We start from the raw sequence: 2,808 nt of genomic DNA on the forward strand, positions 1-2,808 counted from the left end.
AACCGCCGACCCCCTCCTTGTAAGGGAGGTGCTCTCCCAGCTGAGCTAATCACCCCCGCTGTGTGGAGTCGCATTATAGGGAGAGTTCGAAATGAGTCAACGCATTTTCTAAAGAATTTGTTTGTTCGTCGTAAAATTAAGCAGGATGATCGCAAAACAGACCGTGTTGCGCAATTTCTCAACGAAAACAATAATGCATCATGTAGCAACCCGAACTACATTGAGGAATCAGGCTGGAGTGATAGAATATCGCCCACTCAATTTTTCCAGGATTTGCCGGTTGTCGGCATCTTTCTAAACGTAAGGCCATTTCATGAAAATCAAAACTCGCTTCGCGCCAAGCCCAACAGGCTATCTGCACGTTGGCGGCGCGCGTACTGCTCTTTACTCCTGGCTTTTTGCACGTAACCACGGCGGTGAGTTCGTGCTGCGTATTGAAGACACCGATCTTGAGCGTTCTACGCCGGAAGCTATCGAAGCCATTATGGATGGTATGAACTGGCTGAGTCTGGAGTGGGATGAAGGTCCGTACTATCAGACCAAACGTTTTGATCGCTATAACGCAGTTATCGATCAGATGCTGGAAGAGGGCACGGCCTATAAATGCTATTGCTCTAAAGAGCGTCTGGAAGCACTGCGTGAAGAGCAAATGGCGAAAGGTGAGAAGCCGCGTTATGACGGTCGCTGCCGCCACAGCCATGAGCATCATGCTGATGATGAACCATGTGTCGTACGTTTTGCTAATCCGCAAGAAGGTTCTGTGGTTTTTGACGATCAGATCCGTGGTCCGATCGAGTTCAGCAACCAGGAGCTGGATGATCTGATTATCCGCCGTACCGATGGTTCTCCGACCTATAACTTCTGTGTAGTTGTCGATGACTGGGATATGGAAATCACCCATGTTATCCGTGGTGAAGACCATATCAACAACACGCCGCGCCAGATCAACATTCTGAAAGCACTGAAAGCACCAGTGCCGGTTTACGCGCACGTTTCTATGATCAACGGCGATGACGGTAAAAAACTGTCCAAACGCCACGGTGCGGTCAGCGTAATGCAGTATCGCGACGACGGCTATCTGCCGGAAGCATTGCTGAACTATCTGGTGCGTCTGGGCTGGTCCCATGGCGATCAGGAAATCTTCACCCGTGAAGAGATGATCAAATACTTCACCCTGAATGCCGTTAGCAAATCTGCCAGCGCGTTCAATACCGACAAGCTGCTGTGGTTGAACCATCACTACATTAACACGCTGCCGCCGGAGTATGTTGCTACCCATTTACAGTGGCACATCGAGCAGGAAAATATCGATACCCGCAACGGCCCGCAGCTGGCGGATCTGGTTAAACTGCTGGGAGAACGCTGCAAAACTCTGAAAGAAATGGCACAGAGCTGCCGTTACTTCTACGAAGATTTTGCTGAGTTCGATGCCGATGCAGCGAAAAAACATCTGCGCCCGGTAGCACGTCAGCCGCTGGAAGTGGTTCGCGACAAACTGGCTGCTATTACTGACTGGACAGCTGAAAACGTTCATCACGCTATTCAGACGACGGCGGACGAGCTGGAAGTGGGGATGGGCAAAGTCGGTATGCCGCTGCGTGTCGCTGTCACTGGTGCGGGGCAGTCCCCGGCACTGGATGTTACCGTTCACGCGATCGGCAAAGCTCGTAGCATCGAGCGCATCAACAAAGCTCTGGCTTTTATTGCTGAACGCGAAAGACAGCAGTAATTAGCGCATAAAAGATAAACGGCAGGAGATAGTATCCTGCCGTTTTTTATTTATGCTGATTCGTCAATGTCGAGACGGGCAAGGAAATTACGAATCCCTTCACGCGATAAAAATTGCGCAACTTTTTCCTGCTCACTGTGAGTCATATTGTCTATTGCGCTGATTATTTGCCGATAAGCCGGAGTGCGCATACCCGGCGCGTATTCAGCAAGGGATTCTTCGGCCTCGAGAAGCATTGGCGTATTATGGAAGGCAGGCGTGTTTTGAATAAATTCGCAAACATGAGTGTCCAGTAGAATAAGTCTGGCTCGACCACCTTTCACTCCGGGAAATTTTTCTGTTTTCCAGCCTTTTTCTCTAATCCAGCGGTTAACTGTTTGTTTAGCCACACCGAGGCATTCCGCCAGTTCTTCGGTGGTCATTTTATTGCGTAATCTTTTCATATTATTTGCTGTTGCGAATCCCTAAGCGTTGTAATAACCCGATAATCCCTTCCCGCAGAAGCAATGATGTAAACTGCTTTTGTTCAGCCGGCGTCATCTCTTTCGCCAGCGTAGCTAACAGCACTTCAAGCGGTGCATCGCCAGACAGGGCGGGTATTTCTCCCTGACCCTCCGGGCGTTCTGCATTGCGAATATATTCACGAACCTGTTCATTGACGTGTACCAGTCGAGCCTTGCCCCCCTGGACGCCCGGTTTTGGTGATGTCGTCCAGCCTTCCTTGCGTACCCATTTATTAATGGTCTGGCGGCTATAACCGGTCAGTCTGGCAAGTTCATCTGGCGTCATCCTCTCCTTGAACATAACAATTCCCTGAATAGTTGTGGGTCTATTAAGTGTTCATTTTATAGCATCAATTTACATGAAACCGTGACATGAATAACTACTGAATGCGAGGCGTAATCCAAAAATGTTCATTTGCCTGATTTTTCAGCGATTGAAACAAGGCGCTGCAATTTGCCGTTGACACATTCGGACGGAATTCATATGATGCCGCCCGTCAACTCGACAAGCTTTACGTGACGGGGCTATAGCTCAGCTGGGAGAGCGCTTGCATGGCATGCAAGAGGTCAGCGGTT

Annotated in this window: 3 protein-coding genes; 1 reads left to right on the forward strand and 2 read right to left on the reverse strand. The window is 49.5% G+C overall.

The window, feature by feature from the left end:
- The first annotated feature begins 313 nt into the window (after positions 1-313).
- Positions 314-1,729: a glutamate--tRNA ligase gene (gene gltX / locus HEN21_RS22340; protein ID WP_176252331.1), complete on the forward strand. Its 1,416-nt coding sequence runs from the start codon at positions 314-316 to the stop codon at positions 1,727-1,729.
- 50 nt (positions 1,730-1,779) lie between these two features.
- On the opposite strand, the gene HEN21_RS22345 is transcribed toward gltX, so the two are convergent.
- Positions 1,780-2,172 (reverse strand): MerR family transcriptional regulator, encoded by a 393-nt coding sequence (locus HEN21_RS22345; RefSeq protein ID WP_000826491.1) that lies wholly within the window; start codon positions 2,170-2,172, stop codon positions 1,780-1,782.
- 1 nt (position 2,173) lies between these two features.
- Positions 2,174-2,533, reverse strand: a complete 360-nt coding sequence (locus HEN21_RS22350) for a YfeC-like transcriptional regulator (protein WP_000472025.1) — start codon at positions 2,531-2,533, stop codon at positions 2,174-2,176.
- Between the last annotated feature and the right edge of the window lie 275 nt (positions 2,534-2,808).

It is taken from the genome of Escherichia sp. 93.1518 (assembly GCF_013368915.2).
Lineage (GTDB): Bacteria > Pseudomonadota > Gammaproteobacteria > Enterobacterales > Enterobacteriaceae > Escherichia > Escherichia ruysiae.

Excerpts from the sequence above, each read along its gene's own strand:
- gltX (WP_176252331.1), top strand. The coding sequence starts at position 314 with ATGAAAATCAAAACTCGCTTCGCGCCAAGCCCAACAGGCTATCTGCAC.
- HEN21_RS22345 (WP_000826491.1), bottom strand. The coding sequence starts at position 2,172 with ATGAAAAGATTACGCAATAAAATGACCACCGAAGAACTGGCGGAATGC.
- HEN21_RS22350 (WP_000472025.1), bottom strand. The coding sequence starts at position 2,533 with ATGTTCAAGGAGAGGATGACGCCAGATGAACTTGCCAGACTGACCGGT.